We start from the raw sequence: 17,234 nt of genomic DNA, 5'->3' as shown, positions 1-17,234 counted from the left end.
CTGATTATCTTAAAGCTTGATGCTTAATTACATGCGCTCTAGCGTTTCGATACCTAGTAGAGATAGACCTTGCTTAATCGTCTTCGCAGTCAGTGCTGCAAGTTTCAGGCGACTCTGCTTCACTGATTCATCTTCAGTGTTAAGAATTGGGCACGCTTCGTAGAAGCTTGAGAACTGACCTGCTAGTTCGAATAGGTAGCTACACATGATGTGTGGTTGACCTTCACGAGCAACAGATTGTACCGCTTCTTCAAACTGTAGAAGTTTAGCGATTAGTGCTTTTTCTTTATCTTCAGTCACTTTGATTTCGCCTGCTAGGTTATCCATAGAGATACCCGCTTTAGCGAAGATAGAAGATACACGAGTGTAAGCGTACTGCATGTAAGGCGCTGTGTTGCCTTCGAATGCCAGCATGTTGTCCCAGTCAAACACGTAGTCTGTAGTACGGTGCTTAGAAAGGTCAGCGTACTTAACTGCAGCCATCGCTACTGTGTTCGCGATGTTGGCTTTTTCGTCTGCGTCTAGCTCTGGGTTCTTTGATTCAATCAGTTTGATTGCACGCTCTTGAGCTTCATCAAGAAGATCTGCTAAACGAACCGTACCGCCTGCACGAGTCTTAAATGGACGACCATCTTTACCTAGCATCATGCCGAATGCGTGGTGCTCTAGTGATACTTCTTCTGGCACATAACCTGCTTTACGAACGATAGTCCAAGCTTGCATGAGGTGTTGGTGCTGACGTGAGTCGATGAAGTAAAGTACGCGGTCAGCGCCTAGTGTTTCGTAACGGTACTTAGCACAAGCGATATCCGTAGTGGTGTATAGGAAACCACCATCACGTTTTTGGATGATTACACCCATCGCTTCGCCGTCTTTGTTCTTGTATTCATCTAGAAATACAACTTGCGCGCCGTCATCTTCTTGTGCCAGACCTTGCTGTTTAAGGTCAGCCACGATGCCCGGTAGCATGTCGTTGTACATGCTCTCACCCATAACGTCGTCACGCGTTAGAGAAACGTTTAGGCGATCGTAGTTGCGTTGGTTTTGTACCATAGTAACGTCAACCAGCTTCTTCCACATCTCAGCGCAGTACTCGTCACCACCTTGTAGCTTAACCACGTAGTTACGTGCTTTTACTGCAAACTCTTCGTCTTCATCGTATAGTTTTTTAGATTCACGGTAGAAGGCTTCAAGGTCAGACAGTTCCATTGAAACTTCGCCAGACTCTTTTTGTACGCGTTCTAAGTTAGCGATAAGCATGCCGAACTGAGTACCCCAGTCACCAATGTGGTTAGCACGGATTACTTTGTGACCTAAGAATTCTAGGGTGCGAACAACTGCATCACCGATGATAGTTGAACGTAGGTGACCAACGTGCATCTCTTTAGCAACGTTTGGAGCTGAGTAATCAGCAACAATTGTTTTCTGTTCTTCAGCAGCAACGCCTAAGCGTGAATCAGACAGGGCTAGCTCTGCTTGCTTAGCAAGGAACTCTTCACTTAAGAAAATATTGATAAAGCCAGGGCCTGCGATTTCTGTTTTACTCGCAATACCGTCAAGATCTAGAACATCCAATACTTTTTGTGCAAATTCGCGTGGATTCGTGCCTAATTTTTTTGCAACGCCCATCACACCATTTGCTTGGTAATCACCAAACTGTGGTTTTGCAGATTGACGAACTGCCGCAGGACTGCCTGCAGGTGCGCCAGCGGCTTCTAAAGCCTGAGATACTTTGTCGTTAATAAGTGCTTGGATATTCACACGCGCTTCCTTCAATTCTCGGGAATTGGTTGGGTATGCATTCTTAATGTTCCGCTTTGCTGTGGGTATTTACGGAATAATATCCATCTCAACGGAATGAATGCATATCTCGATCTAGTTCATAATTTGGCGCACATAATACCAACTTTATTGCTTGGCTTATAGGGAGTAATTTGGGAAATTTTCTACTTTTCCTGATGATCTTGTTAGTATTGCGGAAAAATCAACGTTTTGGATGGATTAAAATGTCACAAGCACTGTTAGATGCGGAATTAATGCCAGCTCAGATGAAAGGTAAGTTGACTGATTTTATGCATAAAATTCAAGATTTAAGCGAGATTTTGCATATTAATTTGGCAGACTTTCAAGCCGATCATATTGCGCTTCGGATCAACGATGTTGAATTGGCAAAACTGGCACATATGGAGTGGCTAAAGCAAGCAAACGAGCTGTCAAATGCTCAAATAAACGGTCGTCCAATTATTGTCATGGCTTTTAACCAACCATTAGAGACCGATTTTGGTCCGATTGAGTGCTTAGAGCTGCCTTACCCGGCTCCAGGTAAACAATACCCTGAACAGAGTTGGGAACATGTGGAGTTTGTTATCCCTTCAACGGCGTTGACTGCAGAAGCGTATTTGGAAGATATTAAGGCCCATTTCCCTAAGCTAGCTGAAAACTGGGTTAGGTTGAGTGAACAAGGGGTGAAAATAAAGCTCTCCAGCCCAAAAGGGGAAGGAGAGCGATTAAATAATCCGACGGTTGCGTTTAAGTGGCAAGGGGTGTGTATTAAGCTTCACCCACATTCACTTAAGGCAATTGTGGCATCCGAGCAAGCTTAAGTAGCTAACCGAGCTCAGTGTCTTTGGGTCGTAGTTGAAATTCCTCAATCGATCCAATCTTTAAACCAATACTGAGCTTCTCCTCATCATCATGCGCGTTGCCTTGAGTGTGCATGATGAGGCGATTTGCAGTGCGAGGCTTGAGCTGATTCACCACGAACCGGATCATGTCGCTGCGTGAGAGCGGTTTGAGTTCCTCTAACACCTTTTCACGCTGGTTAAACTCGCAGTCCTTGTTACCAATGGCGACCCAAAGGCGCTGTGCTCGTCCTCTCAGCGTGGTATCTGGTGTCGCGATTTGGTTCCATAATCCGCGTTTGCTCGAATGCCATTGGTATTCATTGAGCTCTAATAACACCATATAAAAAGCATTGAGAAATTCATCAATTGAATTGAGCAGTTCACTGGGCGCAGCATTTGGTGATTGCACATATAGAACGATCCCAGGATGTTTGTTGAGCGGCATGTTACCTGTCCCCACCATATATCCGAGTTGCTGTTTGGTGCGGATCTCATGGAAGAAAGTTGCAGACATCAAGTGATTTGCCAGTGAATAGAGGGCAATGTTTCTTGGTGATGTATCTTCACATTGATAGTAAAGCACGATCGCAGAATCTTCTTGATCACAATGAACTTCTTTTTGAAAGGTTCCATTTTCACCGAGCATGATCAACGGTCTGAGGGATTCTTGATAAGTCTGGTTTTTTACTCGTAAGGCGTCTTTTAATGTGCTGCCCAGTTGATAAGCGGCTTGTTTGTCCCAGTCTCCATAGACAAACATTTCAACATGTAATGTTGTTAGTATTTTGTCTACAAATGGTGCTAGTTCTTCAACTTCTATCCCTTCTAAAGCTTCTAGTAAGGCATGATAAGGAGGGTTGTTTGGTTGAAGAATACCTGTCATTGCATTGAAAAGTTGCGATATTGGACGATCTTGTGAAGAGTTACGCCAGTTTCTTAGCAGCTGAGTCTTTATGGTTTCGAAACGCTTAGCATTGAACTCTCGCTGAGCAAAGCGAGCCAAAATCATTTTCATTAGCTCAGGTTGTTTTTGACTAAATCCAGAAATCGTCAGTGTCACGCCGCCTTGGTGTGCATACATGTTATAACCCATGCCTGCTATTTCAGCTTGATAGGTCTCTTTTGCTAACGAATCAAGGAACATCTCAACACATAGGCGTGTCATGACGATGTTTCTTGGATTTTCGACTGCATAAGGGCTATCAATGGCAACGTAGACAACACCTTTAGGTACGCGAAATTCTGTATCTTGCATGTGCCAGAGTTTGAAGCCGGGCAGTTCTTCGATCACATGTGGCGTTGTGATCTGCTCTTCGATCGCTTTAGGTTCTAAATCGTAGCAAATGAATGGGTTTTTATCTGGGAGTGAAAATGACAGCGCACTGCGTTGCTTAAAGTGTTCAATCTGGGTAGTGGTAAAAGGCTTGACGGAATAAGGGGTGAAATACCACTTCGCTTCACGGTCGTATGTTTGCCCTTGCGCGACTAAAGTGACACGAACGTTCTCAACGCACAATTGTTCAATAAGCGAACGTAACAAGGTTTCTTGGTACTCTACCATCATGTAGTCACCATAAATGGTATGCTCTGAAGCGTAGTGCTGCATATTGACTACGAGGTGACTGACAAGATCCATCGGGCGAGTTGGCTCTTGGAATTGGAAGGCAGACTCAAGTACGGCCTGTTTCTCTAAATAGCGCCATTCATCAAAACCCTCTTTCTTGATGAGTTCAATATAAGCAAAAATTGCCTGAATAATATCGTCAGAATGCGCGATACCTTCCTCTGTTAATGCGCAACTTATAGTGAACTCTCTGTAATTGCTGCCGCTAACACCTCCTCCAGCTGAGAGAGATGTTATCCAGCCTTGATCTTTGAGTGTAAGCATCAAACTGTTTTCTCCTTCGTACCCCAATAAATGGGCGAAGTAGGAGAGAGGTTTGGTCTGATAATGCTCGTCCATACTCTCTAATGGAAATGCGAGAGTGAGTTTTCGTATTTCCTTGAGAGGTTCGACGCAAACGAAGATACCTGTCGAGTTTTCATCAGCATAGGGAACATGGAGCGATTTCCCTGCTAACTGATGATTTGGAATGGAAGCAAAGTATTTTCTTACGCTCTCTTCTTGCTCATTTAGCGGTTCAGGGCTGATAAGTGAGAGAGTCATAATATCGGCTGAATATTGGTGGTAATGAAAATCGACGATTTCATCGCGAATAGACTGCCCATCCCGATCACCTAATGTTTCGAGGTTGCCAACTGAAAACTTGGCAAAAGGATGCGCGGGATTGATGACCTCTTTGTTTACTTGGTACAAACGTCGGGCATCATCGTTTAACTTTAACTTGTATTCAGATTCAACGGCTTGGCGTTCTTTATCGAGTGCTTCTGAGTTAAATAATGGGGCGGAAAAAAACTGCGCAAATCGTTCCAGAGCATTCTCAAAGGCACTATTGCTGACATCAAAGAAAAAGCAAGTGTGTTCCGTGCCTGTCCATGCGTTATTCGACCCTCCATGTTGGCTAATAAAGCTTTGAAACTCACCAACCTTAGGGTATTTTTCCGTCCCCAAAAACAGCATGTGTTCTAGATAATGTGCCAAACCTTCACGGTCGGAGGGGTCGTCAAAGTGACCGACATTCACCGCGAGGGCAGCGGCAGATTTTTGAGCATTTGTATCTTGAATGAGTAATGCTCGTAAACCGTTACTCAACGTCAGATAGCGGTATTGATTCGTATCATTTGGGCTTAAATGCACAGCATATCTCCATGAGGGGTAATGGTGTTTAGTAACGAAACAGGTGTTGCGTCAGAGTGAGCGAAGTGGTGCTCAGTGTCTTCAAATCGCGACTTTGTAACCAACTTGTTGGTGCGGTTCTGAAAATTGCGTACGGCATCTATAGAATATAAGTATGAACCGGAAACGAGCGGCTGCAAAGCCTCTTAACAAGAAATATGAGTCGATATAAGTTTTTGGGACAATGCATTTTTATCTTCAATGCATGTTGTAAAGTATCTACTAATAATATTTTTGTTAAAACTAATTGATTTGTAGTTTCGTGGCAGTAAAAACACGAACTTCATTGTGACATCATCATATTAGTAATGACTTTGTTAAGAAAGTCCATGTCTTTAATCGTTCACTTGATATAATTATTGATAGTCAAAGTCTGTTTTACTCATTGAGTGGCTGTCATGACTTTGGGAAGTAGAATAAGAGATCTTGTGTCTCAATAAAAAATTCAAGCAGCTTGTGTGCTGCCAATGAAGAAAATGGGAATTATCCATGAAGATTTTTATTATGCGTCATGGAGAGGCGGAGCATTACGCCGCCAGTGACGCAGAGAGAGCCCTGACAGCAAGAGGTCATTCAGCCTCTGCCGCTGTTTCTCGTGCATGTGTAGAACAAGGTTTTAAGCAATTTGATAAAGTTTTAGTAAGCCCTTACTTACGCGCTCAAGAAACGTGGCAAGTCATTGCGAAACAGTTTTTAGCAAAAGATGTAGAAATTTGTGATGATATTACGCCATATGGTGAATCGGAGCAGGTCTTTGAATACGTGACAGCGTTGATTGAGCATGAGAATCTGACGTCGGTACTTCTCGTCTCTCACCTGCCTTTAGTTGGGTATCTGACTGCCGAATTTGTTCCAGAGATGGTGCCGCCGATGTTTCCCACATCAGGACTTGTTTGCATTGAGTTTGATCCTTCGACACGTCAAGGGGACATGCTTTGGAATATCCAACCATAACCTCTCCAATGGCTATAAAATGTGTATTTTTTATAGCCATTTATTTGACATAAATACTGGACTAAAAATTGCATAGATGAGCTAAGTTATTATTTTTTAATATTATTAGCGAGTCTATGAAATTTACCTTGCCGTTCGCGGATAAACTGCCTCCGATCCCACAACGTGCGATGCCAGCCATCGGTGCCCCAGTGATGGTTTTGGCAACCTTGGCCATGGTGGTATTACCGATCCCGGCCTTCTTGCTTGACCTCTTTTTCACATTCAACATAGCCCTCGCGATGGTCGTATTATTGGTGACGGTGTATACCCGTCGCCCATTAGATTTCGCTGCATTTCCGACTGTTCTTTTAATTTCTACGCTTTTACGTCTTGCACTTAACGTAGCTTCCACACGTGTTGTATTACTGTATGGTCATGAAGGCCCTGGTGCAGCTGGTAGTGTCATTGAAGCGTTCGGTAGTGTGGTAATTGGTGGCAACTACGCAGTCGGTCTGGTTGTATTCCTTATCTTGATGATCATTAACTTTATGGTCGTGACCAAAGGTGCAGGGCGTATCTCTGAAGTCAGCGCGCGTTTTACATTGGATGCATTACCGGGTAAGCAGATGGCGATTGATGCAGACCTAAACGCGGGTTTGATCGATCAAGATCAAGCGCGAACGCGTCGTCAAGAAGTGACGAAAGAGGCGGACTTCTACGGTTCGATGGATGGTGCGTCTAAGTTTGTTAAAGGTGATGCAATTGCCGGTATTTTGATCCTGTTCATTAACATCATCGGTGGTTTATCTATCGGTATGGCGCAATATGGACTAGGGTTTGGCGAAGCGATTGAGATTTATACTCTGCTAACCATCGGTGATGGTCTCGTTGCGCAAATCCCGTCGCTGTTACTTTCTATTGGCGCAGCCATCATGGTAACGCGTCAAAATGCGGATGAAGACATGGGACAACAAGTTGTGTTCCAGATGTTTGATAATCCTAAAGCATTAATGATTACTGCCGGCATTCTTGCGGTGATGGGTGTCGTACCCGGCATGCCGCATTTCGCGTTCCTTTTATTAGCTGTGTTGGCAGGCGCTGGAGCGTATTGGATCAAGCGTAAACAGAAAACGGCCGAGAATAAAGAAAACCTTCCAGCAACCGCTGAAGCTGAAGCACCAACACCGAAAGAGCTTTCATGGGATGACGTACAACCAGTCGATATCATTGGTCTGGAAGTGGGTTATCGATTGATCCCATTGGTCGACCGTGATCAAGGGGGCGAGTTACTTGAACGCGTGAAAGGGGTGCGTAAGAAACTGTCACAAGACTTTGGTTTCCTCATTCCAGCAGTACATATTCGGGATAATCTTGAACTGACACCAAACAGCTATCGAATCACTTTAATGGGGGTCGCGGTAGGTGAAGCTGAAATCAGGCCAGATCAGGAACTGGCCATCAACCCAGGCCAAGTTTACGGCATGATTGATGGTGAAGCGACGGTTGACCCAGCATTTGGTTTAGAAGCGGTATGGATCCGTGAAGAGCAGCGTGAACACGCGCAAGCGTTAGGTTATACGGTGGTCGACTCATCTACTGTGCTGGCGACTCATCTTAGCCAAATGTTGACCAATAATGCCTCCTTATTAATTGGCCATGAAGAAGTGCAGAACTTGCTGGAAATGCTGGGACGTTCAGCGCCTAAACTGGTCGAGAGTTTTGTACCAGATCAACTTTCTCTTGGCGTAGTCGTAAAAGTACTGCAAAACTTACTCAATGAAGCGGTGCCAATTCGGGACATCAGGACAATTGTTCAAACCTTGTCCGAGTATTCGAGTAAGAGTCAAGAACCCGACATCCTAACAGCGGCTGTTCGTATTTCTCTGAAACGACTAATTGTCCAAGAAATCAATGGGATAGAGCCTGAGTTGCCAGTGATTACCCTGATTCCTGAGCTGGAACAGATATTGCATCAGACAATGCAGGCGTCAGGAGGGGAGTCCGCGGGTATTGAACCAGGACTTGCTGAAAGGCTGCAGGTATCACTAAGTCAGGCGACACAAGAGCAAGAGCTCAAAGGCGAACCCGCCGTACTACTGACTTCTGGGGTATTGCGCTCCACGCTGGCTAAATTCGTGAAAAATACGATTCCATCACTACGGGTTCTTTCATACCAAGAAATCCCAGATGAGAAACAAATACGAATAGTCCAGGCCGTTGGGAACTAATTCTGTTGCAGTTTGAATAACGGATATCAATTTGAAAATTAAACGATTTTTTGCCAAAGACATGCGTACAGCTCTACTTCAAGTGAAAGAGGAACTTGGGGTAGATGCTGTGATTATGTCTAATAAAAAAGTCGCAGGTGGTGTTGAAATCGTAGCGGCGGTGGATGGAGAGTCGGGAAGTGGACAAGCGGGTAACAGCTATAGCTCTAATCCACGCCATACTCCCACTCAGGTGTCGCCTCGTCTAACTGGCTCAGCTTCTTCAAGAGAACTGGATGAAGATCGAGTCAGCCTGCAGTCTAGTGCAAACTCAGGAGGTTCAATGACCAAGAAGTTTGCCAGTATGCTTAAGCAATACAGTCACGGTAGACCTGAGACTGAAGAGCGCGCAAAGCCAGAAGATGACTCACTGACTGCGTTATTGAAAAGACAAACTGCAGCGCGTGAGCAACGTAATGGTTCAAGCAATGGAGTGCAGTTGAAAGAGGATTCTCCGTTAGCTCGCCTTATTGCAGAAGACAGAAGAGTTGAAAAGCCACAGCCTAGACTCGACCCAAGCCGATTTGAACGTGCTCGCCAACAGGAAGCCAATGTTGGAAATGAAGAGCTGGAAGAGATGCGTGAAGAAATGACCTCAATTCGGCGTTTACTGGAGCATCAGGTTTCTGGGTTGATGTGGCAAGAAGTTGAGCGACGTGAGCCGCTTCGAGCCATGTTAATTAAACGGTTGGAACGAATGGGAGTTTCATCTGAATTAGCGGATCAGTTGGCTTGTTATATTCCTGAAGATACCCCACCGACAAAGGCTTGGAAGGCGTTACTTGGATTAGTGGCTGATCAAGTACCAGTGTCTAAGCAAGATATTCTTAAACGTGGTGGTGTAGTTGCTTTGCTCGGACCGACTGGGGTTGGAAAAACAACTACGATTGCAAAACTAGCAGCGAGAGCAGCCATGGAGTATGGCTCTGACAATGTCGCGTTAGTTACAACAGATACCTACCGAATTGGCGCACATGAGCAGCTCGCCATTTACGGAAGAATTATGGGATGTCCTGTAAAAGTTGCTAAAGATTCCAACGAGTTAGCCGATGTAATATATCAATTGAGAAATCGTCGTCTAATTTTGGTTGATACAGCAGGTATGGGGCAGCGAGACGTACGCTTATCTGAGCAGTTGGATACGTTAATGCAAGAAAGTGGTGAAGTTATTCATAGCTACTTAGTGTTACCGGCAACAGCGCAACGAAAAGTGCTACAAGAAACGATCGATCACTTCAGAAGAATCCCTCTCTCTGGGTGCATCATGACGAAATTGGATGAGTCACTCAGCCTGGGTGAGTTTGTAAGTGTGGTAATTCAAAATGCTCTACCTGTTGCTTATATCGCCAATGGACAACGTGTGCCGGAAGATATAGTGATTGCGCAACCTAAATACATGGTAGCGAAAGCGAACGAATTACTGGAAAAGTCGACAGACAACGAACCTCACTACTGGACTAGCGAAGCGGAAAGGTTCTAGGCGGCGGACGATTATGACTGAAAATATGATACATGACCAAGCAAGCGGTTTACGCCGTTTAACGAAACCATCATTGACCAAAGTAATTTCTGTTACTGGTGGTAAAGGTGGTGTTGGTAAATCAAATGTGGCTTTGGGAATGGCGATCTGTATGGCTCGCCAAGGTAAAAAAGTCATGGTGTTAGACGCTGACCTAGGATTGGCGAATGTTGATGTAATGCTAGGCATTCGACCTAAGCGTAACCTTGGTCACGTACTTGCAGGTGAATGCGACCTCCAAGATGCGATTGTAGAAGGACCCTACGGAATTAGAATCATTCCAGCGACATCTGGGACCCAATCCATGACGGAGCTTACCCACGCACAGCATGTTGGCTTGATTCGTGCCTTTGGTAGCCTGGAAGAAGAAATGGATGTGCTGATCATCGATACCGCAGCAGGCATTTCTGACATGGTAGTTAGCTTTTCACGTGCCGCTCAAGATGTCGTTGTCGTTGTTTGTGATGAACCTACGTCAATTACTGATGCATATGCTTTAATTAAACTATTGAGTAAAGACCATCAGGTACAAAGGTTTAAAATTGTTGCAAATATGGTCAGAAGCTATCGTGAAGGCAGGGAATTGTTTGCAAAGTTGACTTTGGTCACAGAGCGATTCTTAAATGTGAGCCTTGAGCTGGTAGCCTGCATTCCATTAGATGATAAAGTGCGGCAAGCAGTTAAAAAACAAAAGATTGTTGTTGATGCGTTCCCGAGATCGCCAGCGTCATTAGCATTAGGTTCGTTGGCAAATAAAGCGCTCACTTGGCCAATTCCGAAAACGCCAAGTGGCCATCTCGAGTTTTTTGTAGAACGCTTACTTCATCGTTCGGAGATGTTAGAGGAACCATTTGGTGAATAAAGCGCTGACGTATGACCAGTATGCTAACCAAAATAGCCAGCGAGCATTTCTGGAGAAATACTCGGTACTGGTAAAACGCATAGCACATCATTTGCTTGGGCGTTTACCTCCGAGTGTACAGGTTGAAGACCTGATCCAAGCGGGCATGATTGGCCTTTTGGAAGCGCAAAAGAACTATGACGGTAGTAAAGGGGCGAGTTTTGAAACCTATGCAGGGATCCGGATTCGCGGGGCTATGCTTGATGATATTCGTCGTGGGGATTGGGTGCCGCGTTCTGTTCACAAACATAACCGAGAAATTAGCCAAGCCATTGCTGAACTTGAAGGTGAGTTGAATCGAGATCCAACTGATGCAGAAGTTGCAAAACACCTCAACATGAGTCTTGGTCAATATCATACTGTTTTAACGGATATCAACTGTTCTCGTTTAGTTGGAATAGAAGATCTCGGTGTGTCAGAAGATGTGATTACTCACGGTGATGACAGTGACGAAAACAACCCGTTTAGCGGAGTGGCTGATGAATTTTTCCGCAAAGCTTTAATAGAATCAATAAAATCGCTTCCAGAACGTGAAGCTTTGGTACTTTCGCTCTATTATGATGAAGAGTTAAACTTAAAAGAAATCGGCGAGGTAATTGGAGTTAGCGAATCTCGAGTTAGCCAAATACTGAGCCAATCAATGCAGCGTCTACGCACAAAGTTGAGTGCATGGACAAATAATGAATAAATCACTGACATCGAAATCAGTGGAGGCAATTTTGAATAAAAATATGAAGATCCTTATTGTTGATGATTTTTCAACAATGCGCCGTATCGTTAAAAATCTACTTCGTGATTTGGGCTTCAATAACACCCAGGAAGCAGATGATGGCCTAACTGCGTTGCCTATGCTCAAGAAAGGTGAGTTTGACTTTGTGGTAACTGACTGGAACATGCCTGGTATGCAAGGTATTGACCTTTTAAAACATATCCGTGCAGATGATGAACTGAAGCACTTACCAGTGCTGATGATCACGGCAGAAGCAAAACGCGAACAAATTATCGAAGCTGCTCAGGCTGGTGTAAACGGATACATCGTTAAGCCATTCACAGCAGCTACTCTAAAAGAAAAACTAGATAAAATTTTTGAGCGCTTATAGTCATAAAGTTGACTTAATGTTCAGCCGATAAAGGCCAATTCAGGATGATTTCATTAGAACAGGCGAAACAACTTGTTGAGCTGTTAGAAGAAGGTCAGCAAGAAGAAGCAGACCAACTCGTAAAGGGGATCTATGAAAAAGCTTCGAATCCTATGTTACAGGAGATCGGAGAGCTTACTAGAGACCTGCACGACTCTTTGACGCAGTTCCAATTAGATGAACGCATGACGGAAATAGCCAATGACGAAATCCCAGATGCAAGGGATCGCCTTCAATACGTCATTGACAAAACAGAAGTCGCAGCCAACAAAACCATGGATGCTGTCGATCGCTGTATGCCGATTGCCGACAACCTACATGAAGGCTTGCTTCAAGTACGTCCCCAGTGGAACGAATTGATGCATGGCCGTATTGAGTTAGCAGAATTTAAAGCACTGTGCCACCGCATTGACAACTTGTTAGGACAGGTTGAAGGTGACAGCTCAGAGCTTAGAGGTCAACTGACTGAAATTCTCATGGCTCAAGACTTCCAAGACTTAACCGGTCAGATCATTCGTCGAGTCATCACTCTTGTGAGTGAAGTTGAATCTCGTTTGGTCGAAATTCTGACGGCATTTGGTGCAAGTCAGTTGGAAGAAGTCGCAAATAAAAAGAATAAAGATTCAATCGACCCTGAGGGACCAATTCTGAACCCTCACGAGAGGGAAGATGCGGTTTCATCACAAGACGAAGTCGATGACTTACTCTCAAGTCTTGGGTTTTAGAGGTAACGTATGAGCTACGATTTAGACGAAGACATTCTTCAGGACTTTTTAGTTGAAGCAGGAGAAATCCTAGAGCTTCTATCTGAGCAGTTAGTGGAACTGGAGAACAACCCAGAAGATAGAGATCTTCTGAATGCAATTTTCCGTGGGTTCCACACTGTTAAAGGTGGGGCAGGTTTCCTATCTCTGACAGAACTTGTCGACACTTGCCATGGTGCAGAGAATGTGTTTGATATCTTGCGAAATGGTCAGCGTGAAGTTACGGCCAGCTTAATGGATACCATGCTCAAAGCATTAGACACCGTTAATGAACAGTTTCAAGCGGTTCAAGACCGGGACGCCCTGCCACCAGCAGAACAGTCCTTGTTGGATGAGTTACATCGTCTAAGCAAGCCTGCAACTGAAGACGAAGATGTGGCAGAACAGCCTGTTGTTGAAGAGGCTCCAGAAGTTGTTGCAGCTGAACCAGAGCCTGTGGTACAGCCTGAAGCTACGCCAGAAACGTCAGCTAGTTCTATTGATGAAATTACTCAAGATGAGTTTGAAAAGCTACTTGATGAATTGCATGGTCAAGGCGGAGCACCTGGTGCAGATGCCGCCAGCGCGCCAGTTGAGTCTAGCCCAGCAGCTGATATGGGTGGTGATATCACAGACGATGAGTTTGAAAAACTACTCGATGAGCTTCATGGTTCAGGTAAAGGCCCTGGTAAAGAATCAGCACCAACAGCCCCAACTGCAGCTCCTGCCACTCCATCACTTGCCCAATCAGCGGGCGCGGATGGCGATCTTATGACCGATGAAGAATTCGAAAAACTTCTCGATGACTTACACGGTTCAGGTAAAGGTCCTTCTATCGAAGAACTTGACGCAGCAACAAAACCTGCGACACCAAAGGCAGAGCCCGTAGCGGCAACTGCTCCAGCAGCACCAGAGCCTAAAGCAGCTCCTAAACCGGCAGAAGCCCCGGCAGCTAAACCACCTGCAAAAAAAGACGCAGCGCCACCTGCGACTCAAGCGAAAAAACCACAAGCTGAAGCGACGGTTCGTGTCGATACCTCGACTCTCGATACCATCATGAATATGGTTGGAGAATTGGTGTTAGTTCGTAACCGACTATTAAGCTTAGGTTTAAATAGTAACGACGAGGAAATGTCGAAAGCGGTGGCGAACTTAGATGTCGTTACGGCTGATCTTCAAGGCGCGGTAATGAAAACGCGCATGCAACCAATTAAGAAAGTTTTTGGTCGCTTCCCTCGAGTCGTTCGTGACTTGGCGCGTAGCCTGAATAAAGACATCACGCTTGAAATGCGAGGTGAGGATACGGATTTAGATAAGAACTTAGTTGAGGCACTAGCCGATCCTTTGATTCACTTAGTTCGTAACTCCGTGGACCATGGTATAGAAATGCCAGAAGCTCGAGTGAAAGCAGGTAAACCTAGAACGGGTAAAGTGATTCTATCTGCTGCTCAAGAAGGTGATCATATTGAATTGGCCATCGTTGATGATGGTGGTGGTATGGACCCAGATAAGTTGCGTGGCATCGCTGTCAAACGTGGCATTATGGATGAAGATGCCGCGTCACGTCTGACGGACAAAGAGTGCTTTAACCTTATCTTTATGCCTGGTTTCTCAAGTAAAGAGCAGATTTCAGATATCTCAGGCCGTGGTGTAGGGATGGACGTAGTAAAAACAGCCATCAACACGTTAAACGGTTCGATTGATATTGACTCTGAGATGGGCAAGGGCACCAAGATTACAATCAAGGTTCCGTTGACGTTAGCAATCTTACCTACATTAATGGTTGGTGTCGCAAATCACCCGTTTGCTTTGCCTCTAGCGAGTGTTAATGAAATTTTCCATTTAGATCTTAGCCGAACCAATGTTGTTGATGGTCAGTTGACGATTATCGTCCGCGAAAAATCAATTCCTTTGTTCTACTTGCAAAACTGGCTTGCACCACATCTGGGGCAAGTTGAACTGCGCAAAGGTCACGGCCATGTTGTAATTGTTCAAATTGGCAGCCAGCGTGTTGGTTTTGTTGTTGATACATTAATTGGTCAAGAAGAGGTGGTCATCAAGCCTCTTGATAACTTACTTCAAGGCACACCGGGTATGGCAGGTGCAACGATCACTAGTGATGGTCATATCGCACTCATCCTTGATGTACCAGATTTGCTTAAGCAGTATGCGGCTGCTTCTCGAATCTAAGTTGTACATAAGTTAATAAGGAAAACTATGGCAATTAGAGTATTAGTTGTTGATGATTCGAGTTTCTTCCGTCGTCGAGTGAGTGAAATTATTAACTCAGAACCTCGTTTAGAGGTGATTGATGTCGCGACGAATGGCAAAGAAGCGGTCGAAAAAGCATTAAAACTCAAACCTGATGTCATTACGATGGACATCGAAATGCCAGTCATGGACGGTATTACTGCCGTCCGTGAAATCATGGCAAAAAGTCCTACACCAATCTTAATGTTTTCATCTTTGACTCATGATGGTGCGAAAGCAACACTTGATGCACTTGATGCTGGTGCTTTGGACTTTTTACCTAAAAAGTTTGAAGACATTGCAAGAAACCGAGATGAAGCGGTTTCTTTGCTTCAACAAAGAGTAATTCAAATATCTTCGCGTCGCACAATGATGCGTCGTAATGTTGTGAGTAAACCTGTTACAAGCAGCACACCCACGCGTCCTGCGACGAAGCCTGCTGCGGGAGCCCAACCTAAGCGGCCAACTACACAAGCAGTGTCAGCTGCTGCTCGTTTCAAAGCTACAGGTAAGAAATATCAGTTAACCGCAATTGGTACATCTACTGGCGGTCCTGTTGCATTGCAAAATATTCTGACTAAGTTGCCTGCGAACTATCCTCACCCGATTGTTCTTATTCAGCATATGCCTGCGACGTTTACTTCTGCCTTTGCCAGTCGTTTGAACTCCCTATGTAAGATCCAAGTGAAAGAAGCTGAAGATGGAGATGCGTTACGTCCAGGTGTGGCTTATCTGGCTCCAGGCGGAAAACAAATGATGATTGATGGCCGAGCTGGTTCTGCAAAACTTCGCATCATCGATGGTGGAGAGCGTATGAACTATAAGCCATGTGTGGATGTGACATTTGGTAGCGCTGCAAAGATATATGCAGATAAAGTCCTCTCTATGGTGCTAACAGGTATGGGAGCTGATGGTAGAGAAGGTGCTCGTATGCTCAAAGGTGCGGGTTCGACAATATGGGCTCAAGATGAAGCGAGCTGCGTTGTTTATGGGATGCCACAAGCTGTTGCAAAAGCGGGGTTATCAACGGAAGATCTGCCGTTAGACCGTATTGCGGAACGTATGCTTGTGGAAGTCGGTTTAGCATAGAGGTTTCGCTATGATCGTATGGAGTATTGCAAATCAGAAAGGTGGCGTGGGCAAAACAACGACCACCATTACGTTGGCTGGTTTGCTGAGCAAGCAGGGTAAGCGAGTGCTGCTTGTAGATACGGATCCCCACGCCTCTCTTACAACTTACCTTGGTTATGATTCAGATAGTGTGCCTGCAAGTTTATTCGACCTGTTCCAGTTAAAAGAGTATTCCGTAGATACCGTTATGCCTCTAGTAATGCGTTCAGATATTGAAGGCATTGACTTAATACCTGCACATATGTCGTTAGCTACGCTTGATCGAGTGATGGGCAACCGCAGTGGTATGGGTTTAATTTTAAAGCGGGCGTTGTTGGCACTAAAAGGTAAGTACGATTATGTACTTATTGATTGTCCTCCAATTCTTGGTGTCATGATGGTCAATGCATTGGCTGCAAGTGACAGAATACTCATTCCTGTTCAGACCGAGTTTCTTGCAATGAAAGGATTGGAAAGAATGGTTCGCACTTTGGCTATTATGCAGAAATCGCGAAACAAATCTTTCAAGGTCACCATTGTTCCGACGATGTATGACAAACGCACAAATGCTTCGTTGCAAACGCTACAGCAACTGAAAAAGGACTATCCAAATCAAGTGTGGTCTTCTGCTGTTCCTATTGATACCAAATTCCGTGATGCGAGTTTAAAACATTTGCCAGTGTCTCACTTCGCATCTGGAAGTCGAGGTGTATTCGCGTACAAGCAATTGCTGATCTATTTAGAGAGGTTAGCAATTGATGAGTAACAATACCTTATTGTCTAGTGAACAAGCGCTTGATGACTATTTTTCTGCATTGTTAGAGGAAGAAGTCATAGAGCTTGATTTCGAAGGTATCGAAGACAACATCAATGCAGAGCCAGAGCCAGAGCCAGAGCCAGAGCCAGAGCCAGAGCCAGAGCCAGAGCCAGAGCCAGAGCCAGAGCCAG

The 17,234-nt window shown here is 44.8% G+C and carries 13 protein-coding genes and 1 pseudogene; 12 read left to right on the top strand and 2 right to left on the bottom strand.

Annotated elements, in window-relative coordinates; genetic code table 11:
* Positions 1-27 precede the first annotated feature (27 nt).
* On the bottom strand, positions 28-1,761 hold the full coding sequence (gene argS, locus ACQEXU_RS20420) for an arginine--tRNA ligase (protein WP_427012107.1): 1,734 nt from the start codon (positions 1,759-1,761) through the stop codon (positions 28-30).
* A gap of 245 nt (positions 1,762-2,006) precedes the next feature.
* On the opposite strand from argS, the gene ACQEXU_RS20415 reads away from it, so the two are divergent.
* Positions 2,007-2,603 (top strand): VOC family protein, encoded by a 597-nt coding sequence (locus tag ACQEXU_RS20415; RefSeq protein ID WP_427012106.1) that lies wholly within the window; start codon positions 2,007-2,009, stop codon positions 2,601-2,603.
* Positions 2,604-2,607: 4 nt separating this feature from the next.
* Here the strand turns inward: ACQEXU_RS20415 and ACQEXU_RS20410 are convergent, their stop codons facing one another.
* The gene (locus ACQEXU_RS20410) at positions 2,608-5,382 is read right to left on the bottom strand and encodes an insulinase family protein (RefSeq protein WP_427012105.1); all 2,775 of its coding nucleotides are present in this window, start codon (positions 5,380-5,382) and stop codon (positions 2,608-2,610) included.
* Between the two features lie 528 nt (positions 5,383-5,910).
* Here ACQEXU_RS20410 and sixA point away from each other — a divergent pair.
* The 11 genes and pseudogenes from sixA to ACQEXU_RS20355 form a co-directional block, all read left to right on the top strand.
* Positions 5,911-6,375, top strand: a complete 465-nt coding sequence (gene sixA, locus ACQEXU_RS20405; protein ID WP_367986903.1) for a phosphohistidine phosphatase SixA — start codon at positions 5,911-5,913, stop codon at positions 6,373-6,375.
* A 116-nt stretch (positions 6,376-6,491) separates the two neighbouring features.
* A complete protein-coding gene (flhA, locus tag ACQEXU_RS20400; RefSeq protein WP_367986902.1) occupies positions 6,492-8,585 on the top strand; it encodes a flagellar biosynthesis protein FlhA in 2,094 nt (697 codons plus the stop codon).
* Between the two features lie 31 nt (positions 8,586-8,616).
* Positions 8,617-10,104, top strand: coding sequence for a flagellar biosynthesis protein FlhF (flhF, locus tag ACQEXU_RS20395; RefSeq protein WP_427012104.1), 1,488 nt, complete (start codon positions 8,617-8,619; stop codon positions 10,102-10,104).
* A gap of 13 nt (positions 10,105-10,117) precedes the next feature.
* Positions 10,118-11,005 carry a MinD/ParA family protein gene (locus tag ACQEXU_RS20390; protein ID WP_367986900.1) on the top strand — a complete coding sequence of 296 codons (888 nt, stop codon included), beginning with the start codon at positions 10,118-10,120 and terminating at the stop codon, positions 11,003-11,005.
* Positions 10,998-11,732, top strand: a complete 735-nt coding sequence (locus ACQEXU_RS20385) for an RNA polymerase sigma factor FliA (protein ID WP_367986899.1) — start codon at positions 10,998-11,000, stop codon at positions 11,730-11,732. The genes ACQEXU_RS20390 and ACQEXU_RS20385 overlap by 8 nt, the downstream gene beginning before the upstream one ends.
* Positions 11,733-11,775: 43 nt before the next feature.
* Positions 11,776-12,144: a chemotaxis response regulator CheY gene (cheY, locus tag ACQEXU_RS20380; protein WP_006879571.1), complete on the top strand. Its 369-nt coding sequence runs from the start codon at positions 11,776-11,778 to the stop codon at positions 12,142-12,144.
* A gap of 44 nt (positions 12,145-12,188) precedes the next feature.
* Positions 12,189-12,908, top strand: a complete 720-nt coding sequence (locus ACQEXU_RS20375) for a protein phosphatase CheZ (protein WP_367986898.1) — start codon at positions 12,189-12,191, stop codon at positions 12,906-12,908.
* Between the two features lie 9 nt (positions 12,909-12,917).
* Positions 12,918-15,116: a chemotaxis protein CheA gene (locus ACQEXU_RS20370; protein WP_427012103.1), complete on the top strand. Its 2,199-nt coding sequence runs from the start codon at positions 12,918-12,920 to the stop codon at positions 15,114-15,116.
* A gap of 27 nt (positions 15,117-15,143) precedes the next feature.
* A complete protein-coding gene (locus tag ACQEXU_RS20365) occupies positions 15,144-16,265 on the top strand; it encodes a protein-glutamate methylesterase/protein-glutamine glutaminase (RefSeq protein WP_427012102.1) in 1,122 nt (373 codons plus the stop codon).
* 10 nt (positions 16,266-16,275) lie between these two features.
* Complete coding sequence (locus ACQEXU_RS20360) at positions 16,276-17,052, top strand: ParA family protein (RefSeq protein ID WP_427012101.1); 777 nt, start codon at positions 16,276-16,278, stop codon at positions 17,050-17,052.
* Positions 17,045-17,234: pseudogene (locus tag ACQEXU_RS20355) on the top strand (chemotaxis protein CheW); the annotation flags it as partial. The gene ACQEXU_RS20360 and the pseudogene ACQEXU_RS20355, both read left to right, overlap by 8 nt.

Origin of the sequence: Vibrio sp. TRT 21S02 (assembly GCF_050113675.1) — a bacterium.
Taxonomy (GTDB): domain Bacteria; phylum Pseudomonadota; class Gammaproteobacteria; order Enterobacterales; family Vibrionaceae; genus Vibrio.
Note: the sequence above shows the minus strand (reverse complement) of the source record. Positions and strands in the feature narration are given on the sequence as shown.